A 7,115-nucleotide genomic window follows, 5' to 3' on the forward strand; every position below is an offset into this window, starting at 1 on the left:
CGCGGGTTGAGCCGCGAGAGGGCGCGGTAGTGGCGTGCTTCCTTGCGGCGGTGCCGGGAGACCAGGTTCGGCGGGGCGGCTCTGCCGCCGGCCGCGCTGCCGCCTGCGGTTGTGGAGCCGGGACAGCGGGCCGCCATCGAGAGCAGCCGTGGCTGCTCACGCGGCTGAGCACGCAGGCTGTGGCCGCGCCGGTCTCAGGGTTCGGCCCGCGGTCGCCAGGCCGGGGCAGCGGGGCCGGCTGCCGCGTTCCGGCCCGCGGTCGTGCGGCGGCAGGGCGGCCGGTCAGGGGCCGAGCGCGCTGGTCGTGGCGGCATCGCGGCCGCCCGCGGTCGTGAAGCCGGGGCAGTGGGGCTGTTCTTTACGCCGCCGGGTTGGGGGGTCGACTACGGTCGGGGGGCACACAAACGAGTGAAGGGACCGATGAACCGCCGACGTCTTGCTGCCCTTGGGGTGGCTTTCTCCATCGTGGCCGGAGGTCTGCTGGTCGCGGGCCTGCAACCGCGGGTCGTTTCCGGGTTGGCCGTGCCCGTGGCCTCCAGTTCCAGCCGGCCGGCTCCTGCTCCGGCGGCTTCTCCTCCCGCTTCGTCCGCTCCTACCTCGCAGCTCGCGCGGCCGGGTGACTGCACGTCGATGGCAGCCGGGCTTGATGTTCGGGCTCAGGTTGCGCAGCTGGTCGTTGTGGGTGTGTCCGGGGACAACCCGGCGGCGACCGTTTCGCTGGTGCGGGACCACCAGGTCGGCGGGATCTTCATCGGGGGTAACGCAACAGCGTTGTTGAAAGATCGCTCGCTCGACGCGGTGCAGGCCGTCGCTAGGGTGCCGGTGGCGGTTTCGGTCGACGAGGAAGGCGGGCGCGTCCAGCGTATCGACGACCTCGACGGCGACCTGCCCTCGGCGCGGACGATGGCCGCGACGAAGTCCCCCGACCAGGTTCGGACGCTAGCCGCCGAGCGGGGCCGCCAGTTGCGTGCCCGTGGGGTGACCGTGGACTTCGCCCCGGACACCGACGTCACGAACGCCCCCGACGACGACGTCATCGGTGATCGGTCGTTCAGCCCCGACCCGGCCAAGGTGAAGACGTACGCGAAAGCCTTCGCCGAGGGCCTGCGCGACGCGGGAATCCAGCCGGTGCTGAAGCACTTCCCCGGCCACGGCCACGGCTCGGGCGACTCCCACAAGGGCACGGTGGTGACGCCGCCGCTCGACAAGCTGCGCGCGGTCGACCTGGTGCCCTACCGCGGCCTGGCCGACTACGGGCCGGTCGCGGTGATGGTCGGCCACCTCGACGTGCCGGGCCTGACCGGTGGCGTGCCCGCTTCGCTCTCGCCGGCCGCGTACCAGCTGCTGCGCGGCGAGTTCGCGTTCACCGGGCCGGTGGTGACCGACGACCTCGGGGCCATGAAGGCGATCACCGCTCAATACCCGCTGCCCGAGGCGGTGCTGAAGGCCCTGCAGGCCGGCGCGGATGAGGCGTTGTGGTCCTCCGGGGGTCGGGTGGACGAGGTGCTGGACCGGCTGGCCAAGGCCGTGCAGAGCGGGGAACTGCCGAAGCCGCGGGTGCAGGAGTCGGTCGCGCGGGTACTGCGGGGCAAGGGCCTCTGCTGAGATCCGGCTTGCCCTGGATCCACTTGCCCCTGGATCCACTTGCCCCTGGACCCACTTGCCCCTGGACCGGCTTGCCTCTGGGACCGCCTCGCCCGAGGACGCCACCCGGCGGATCGCCGGGAAACGGAATCTGTTGCCAGACGCCGGATTCCGCGCGCTCTGCCTCGAGCACGACGCCAGAACGATCCGCGCCGGACGCACGCGGAACTGGACCGCCGAGCGGCCGGGACCCGGCGCGGTCGGGATCAGCCGGCCGCCCGGCCGGTCTTCGCCGACCCAGGAGCGCCTGGCCCGGCCGCTGGAGGAGCGGCCGCGTTTTCGGTTGTGCAGAAGGAATCGTTGTCGCCATACCCACGACGGTACCGAACGCGCGTTCGAAGATCACCACTGAATCGGGTGAACATCGGCGGGCAAGTCTCCAGGTCGATTCCGTTGCGCCACAAGGGAAATAGCAGCCAGGCGTCGCGAGCAGCCCCCGATACAAAGGCTACCGATTAGCACCGACAGAAACGGGAAGCCGACCGTGGCTAGACTTTCCGCGATGGCACCCGGCGCAAGGAGCGGCATGGCGAATCTCGGCGGTACCTTCACCCTCGGCGGCGAACTTCCCGTGACGCGCATGGGTTACGGCGCCATGCAACTGGCCGGGCCCGGGGTCTGGGGGCCGCCGAAGGACCGCGACACGGCCGTCGCCGTGGTGCGGGAAGCCGTCGAACGCGGGGTCACCCACCTCGACACCAGTGACTACTACGGCCCTCACACCGTCAACACCCTCATCAAGGACGCCCTGCACCCCTACCCCGACTCGCTCGTCATCGTGACGAAAGTCGGGGCGCGGCGGAGCGCCGACAAGGGGTGGCCGGTCGCCCTGTCGGCCGCGGACCTCACCGAGGCCGTGCACGACAACCTGCGGAACCTCGGCGTCGACGCGCTCGACGTCGTCAACCTGCGGCTCAGCAACGCCGCCGGTGACTACCCCGTCCCGATGTCGGTCGCCGAACCGTTCGGGGTGCTCGCCGAGCTGCAGGCGCAGGGGCTGATCCGGCACCTCGGGCTCAGCCACGTCAGCGCCGAGCAGGTCGACGAAGCGAAGGCGATCGCGCCCGTCGTCTGCGTGCAGAACCACTACAACGTCGCCCACCGCGAGAACGATCCCCTCGTCGACAAGTGCGCCGCCGAGGGGATCGCCTTCGTGCCCTACTTCCCGCTCGGCGGGTTCAGCCCGCTGCAGTCCGGGCTGCTCGACGACTGCGCCGCGCGGGCCGGGGCCACGCCGATGCAGGTCGCGCTCGCCTGGCTGCTGCGGCGGTCGCCGTCGATGCTGCTGATCCCCGGGACGTCGTCGCCCGCGCACCTGCGGGAAAACCTCGCCGCCGCCGAACTGGACCTGCCCGCGGACGTTCTCGCCGATCTGGACCGGATCGACGCCGCCTGATCGCTACGCTGAGCGCCCGGACAAGCACGAGAACGGAGCAACCGTGGCGGAGTGGGGCGATCTGGTCGCGTACATCAGGCAGTCGTACCGGGTGGTGCGCGACGAGCCCGACGAGCTGCGCATCCGTCTCGTCTTCGGCGACGACCCGGACACCGAGCAGCGGGCGCAGATCGTCGTGATCGCCCGCGAAATCCTCGACCAGCGCGAGGACTGGGTGCAGATCGCGACGCCGTTCGCGCGGCACGAGCAGGTCGACCTCCTGGAAGTGCTGACCGAGGTCGGCGAGGCGATCGTCGTCGGCGGGCTCGCGGTGATGGGCGAGCACGTCGTGCTCCGCCACTCGCTGCCGCTGATCAACCTCGACATCAACGAGTTCACCGACCCGCTCGAGCTGGTCGCCGGCGCGGCCGAGCTGCTGGAGCAGCAGTTCACCGGCCGCGACGACTATTGAGCGGCAGCACCGCCACGGCGGCGGCCACGGCGAGTGCGGCCCCCAGGCCGAGCGCCGCGGCCGCCGTGCCGGTGCCGAGGTAGAGCCCACCTAGAAGGGCGACGCCGAGGGTGCCGCCGAGCTGCTGCACCGCGTTGAGCAGCCCGGCGGCCGAACCCGTCTCGGGCGGGCGGACCCGGCCGAGGGCCGCGGTGAAGAACGGCACCGTGAACGTCCCCATCCCGAGCCCGCACAGCGCCAGCGCCCACGGGTACGCGCCCACCCCGCCGGCCGCCATGGCGAGCACCCCGGCCAGCAGCAGAGCCAGCCCGGCGAACATCACGCGCGGGCCGAACTTCGGCACCAGCCAGGCCCCCGCGACGTACGACGACACCGCGAGCCCCACCGACAGCGGCAGCAGCGTCAAGCCCGCGGTGCGGACGTCGGCGCCGAGCCCCAGCTGCAGCTGCATCGGCACCACCTGCATCAGGCCGGTCATCACCGCGAAGAACAGCAGCGACCCGGCGAGCGCGGCCGGAAACCCGCGGTGGGTGAACAGGCTCGGCTCGACCAGCGGCGCGGCCGCGCGGCGCTGCTGGAAGCCGAACACGACCAGCAGCGCGGCGCCGGCCGCGAGCAGGGCCCAGTTCGTCCCCGCCGGGTCGATCAGCGGGTAGACGAGCAGCCCGGCACCGGCGACGACGAGCGCGGTGCCGGTGAGGTCGAGCCGCGGCCGGGTGGCCGCGCGGTCCTCCCGCAGCAGCCGCGCGGCGAGCAGCACCGCGAGCCCGAGCGGGACGTTCACGAGGAACGCCGCCCGCCAAGAGATCGCCTGCGTCAGCAGCCCGCCGAGCAGCGGCCCGGTGACCGCGGACAGGCCCATCACCGGGCCGATCGCGCCCAGGGCCTTCGCGAGTTCGCCGCCGTCGAACAGGGCGCGGATGAGGCCGATGGTCTGCGGGATGATCAGCGCCGCCGCCACGCCCTGCACCGCGCGTGCCCCGATCAGGACGCCCGCGTCCTGGGCCGCCGCGCAGACCAGCGACGCGAGCACGAAGCCCGTCACACCGAGCTTGAACACCTTGGCCCGGCCGAGGACGTCACCGAGCCGGCCGCCGGTGATCAGGAAGGCGGCGAACGGCAGCGTGTAGGCCGCGCTGAACCACGGGATGCCGGCGGCCGGGCCGGGCAGGTCGGCGTGCACGGCGGGGCCGGCGACCTGGACGATCGTCGCGTCGAGCAGGTTCATGGCCTCGGCGACGAGCAGCACGGCCAAAGCGGCCCAGCGCCGCCGATAACGCGTCAGGGTGAGCACGGAGGTCTCCTTTCGTTCGGCGCCCACCCTGACTTTGCGACCAGTCTGCGTTCCAGCTAAGAGCGTGATTTGACTGATTTCTTCCGTTCAATGGATCAGAATGAGGAATATGACCACGTTGGACGCCGTCGACCGCGCGCTGGTCCACGCGCTGCACCTCGACGGGCGGGCGCCGTTCACCAAGATTGGGGACGTCCTCGGCGTCTCCACGCAGACGGTGGCGCGCCGCTACCGCCGTCTCCGGGCCGAGGCGTCGCTCCGCGTCGTCGGCCTGCCGGATCCGCAGCGGGCCGGCCAAGCCGAGTGGATGGTCCGCCTGACCGCGACGCCGCACACGGCGCAGGACCTCGCCCAGGCGCTGGCGCGCCGCGCGGACACGGCGTGGATCAAGCTGATGTCGGGCGGCACGGAGATCTGCGTGAACGTCCACACGCCGGCCGCGAGCGACCATGCGCTGCTGCTGCGGGACATCCCGCGCACGGCGAGCATCACGGCGGTCTCCGCGCACCAGCTGCTGCACCGGTACTTCGGCGGCCCGACGGCGTGGCTGGGCCGGGCCAACGCCCTCGACGCGGCCCAGGTCGCCGCGCTCACCCCGGTCCACGACGGGCCGGGCAAGCCGCTGACCAGCGACGACGCCCCCTTGATGGCGGCGCTGCAGCGCGACGGCCGCGCGGGGCTGGCCGAGCTGGCGACGGCGACCGGCTGGTCGGCGGCGACCGTCGCGCGCCGCCTGGCCGACCTCCTGGCGGGCGGCACCGTGTTCTTCGACCTGGAGATCGATCCGGAGCTGCTCGGCGCGACCACGCAGGCGCTGCTGTGGATGGCGGTGGCACCGGCCCAGCTGGACTGGGTGGCGCGGACGCTGGCGACCCACGCGGAGCTGGCGCTCGTGGCGGCGACGACGGGGCCGGCGAACCTGGTGGCGCTGGCGCTGTGCCCGGACGCCGCCGCACTGCACCACTACCTGACGCACCGGCTGGGGGCACTGGCGGCCATCCGGACCCTGGAGACGGCGCCGGTGCTGCGGACGGTCAAGGCGGCCGCCTCACGCTGAGCGAACGGCCCTAGAGTCCTAAGTGGACTTAACCTCGACCAGGTGGTCGAGGAGGCCGCGGACGGCTTCGAACTCCCGGACCTCCTGGCGGCAGTCCGGGCACGCCGCGAGGTGCCGCTCGACCCGGGCCGCCTCGGCGGCGTCGAGCAACCCCAGGCTGTACGCCCCGAGGTCGGTCCGGTCGTACCGGCCCATGGATCGCGTCTCCGTTTCCGCGTCCCGTGAGGAACGCCCGCACTGTCCGATGCCTCCAGAGTCCTGAGATGGACGCGTCCTCGGCGAAGTTCCGCGGATTTCTACCCGAACGGCCGACAACTTCGGAGGGCAAACAGCCCATGTGAGTGACGACGATGGTCACGCACCTCACCCGTCCGAACACGGAAAGCTTTTGTGCCACGAACTTCGCCGATTCGGCGTCATGGGTCCCCGGCTCGCTCGTCGGACTGGCGTCGGACCGGGATTTCCCCGCTTCGACCTGGGCAAGAAGGCGATCCGAAACGAGGAGAGCGATGACCGTACGGAGCCACCGGGCGGACGACGTCGTGGACGAGGTCGGGGTGTGGCTGGCCGGGGAGTTCGCGGGGCGGCTCCCCGCCTCGGAGATCGACCGCGTCGTCCGGACGACGCGGATCGACCTCGAAGGGAGCATCGCGCCGGAGGAGCTCGGGGAGATGCTCCACCGGCTGGGCCGGGCGAGGCTGCAGCGCATCCTGCACGTCGCCCCGGCCATGCGGGTGAAGATCCCGCAAGCGCGGTGACGTGCCGGGCGGGCACGCGGCTCCGGTGCCGCGTCGCCCGCCCCGCGGCACGCCCGCACCCGAGAGCCGGACGCCTTCGCCGTGACCACACCGGGAGGCGGTTCACCGGAAGGGACCTTCGCGCACAACCCTTGCCCGCGGCCCCCGGCAACCTTGACTGGACTAGACCAATCTGCTCTAGTGACCGGTGTCACCCTCGTCTGGCCGGATGAGCACACCCCCTCCGACACCGGGCGCCCCCGCGCCCGGACTCCGTCGTGGCCGAAGGAGTGAGCGAATCTTGAGAAGACGTCTTGTCGCGGTCCTGTCCGCCGTCGCCGCCGTTGCCGGGCTCGTGTTCGGCGTACCCGCCGCCACCGGGCAGGCCCCTCAGGCGGCCGCCGCCGCGTGCAGTGCCCCGAACTGGGTCGCCGGGCAGTGGTACGACGTCGGCGCCGTCGTCCGCTACACCAACGGCGGCTACTACCGCGCCAAGAACGCCAACCCGGGCTACGACCCCGTCATCAGCACCTGGT

7 protein-coding genes and 1 pseudogene are annotated in these 7,115 nt (G+C 72.1%); 6 read left to right on the plus strand and 2 right to left on the minus strand.

Annotated elements, in window-relative coordinates; translation table 11 throughout:
• The first annotated feature begins 450 nt into the window (after positions 1 to 450).
• From ACWEVN_RS44935 to ACWEVN_RS44945, 3 genes are all read left to right on the plus strand, one after another.
• Positions 451 to 1,605: a glycoside hydrolase family 3 N-terminal domain-containing protein gene (locus tag ACWEVN_RS44935; protein WP_452055354.1), complete on the plus strand. Its 1,155-nt coding sequence runs from the start codon at positions 451 to 453 to the stop codon at positions 1,603 to 1,605.
• Positions 1,606 to 2,170: 565 nt separating this feature from the next.
• Complete coding sequence (locus ACWEVN_RS44940) at positions 2,171 to 3,040, plus strand: oxidoreductase (RefSeq protein WP_452055355.1); 870 nt, start codon at positions 2,171 to 2,173, stop codon at positions 3,038 to 3,040.
• A 43-nt stretch (positions 3,041 to 3,083) separates the two neighbouring features.
• Entirely contained in the window at positions 3,084 to 3,491 is a 408-nt protein-coding gene (locus tag ACWEVN_RS44945; protein ID WP_310973657.1) for a hypothetical protein, read from the plus strand.
• Here ACWEVN_RS44945 and ACWEVN_RS44950 read toward each other — a convergent pair.
• Complete coding sequence (locus tag ACWEVN_RS44950; RefSeq protein WP_452055356.1) at positions 3,469 to 4,785, minus strand: MFS transporter; 1,317 nt, start codon at positions 4,783 to 4,785, stop codon at positions 3,469 to 3,471. The genes ACWEVN_RS44945 and ACWEVN_RS44950 overlap by 23 nt on opposite strands.
• Before the next feature lie 109 nt (positions 4,786 to 4,894).
• Between ACWEVN_RS44950 and ACWEVN_RS44955 the strand changes: the two genes are divergently transcribed.
• On the plus strand, positions 4,895 to 5,842 hold the full coding sequence (locus ACWEVN_RS44955) for an Lrp/AsnC family transcriptional regulator (protein ID WP_452055357.1): 948 nt from the start codon (positions 4,895 to 4,897) through the stop codon (positions 5,840 to 5,842).
• 18 nt (positions 5,843 to 5,860) lie between these two features.
• Here the strand turns inward: ACWEVN_RS44955 and ACWEVN_RS44960 are convergent, their stop codons facing one another.
• Positions 5,861 to 6,037 carry a zf-HC2 domain-containing protein gene (locus tag ACWEVN_RS44960; RefSeq protein WP_449685274.1) on the minus strand — a complete coding sequence of 59 codons (177 nt, stop codon included), beginning with the start codon at positions 6,035 to 6,037 and terminating at the stop codon, positions 5,861 to 5,863.
• 314 nt (positions 6,038 to 6,351) lie between these two features.
• On the opposite strand from ACWEVN_RS44960, the gene ACWEVN_RS44965 reads away from it, so the two are divergent.
• Both ACWEVN_RS44965 and ACWEVN_RS44970 read left to right on the plus strand, forming a co-directional pair.
• Positions 6,352 to 6,600, plus strand: coding sequence for a hypothetical protein (locus ACWEVN_RS44965; protein WP_449685273.1), 249 nt, complete (start codon positions 6,352 to 6,354; stop codon positions 6,598 to 6,600).
• 280 nt (positions 6,601 to 6,880) lie between these two features.
• Positions 6,881 to 7,115, plus strand: a pseudogene (locus ACWEVN_RS44970) (glycoside hydrolase family 19 protein); the annotation flags it as partial.

Source organism: Amycolatopsis sp. NPDC003861 (genome assembly GCF_053605405.1).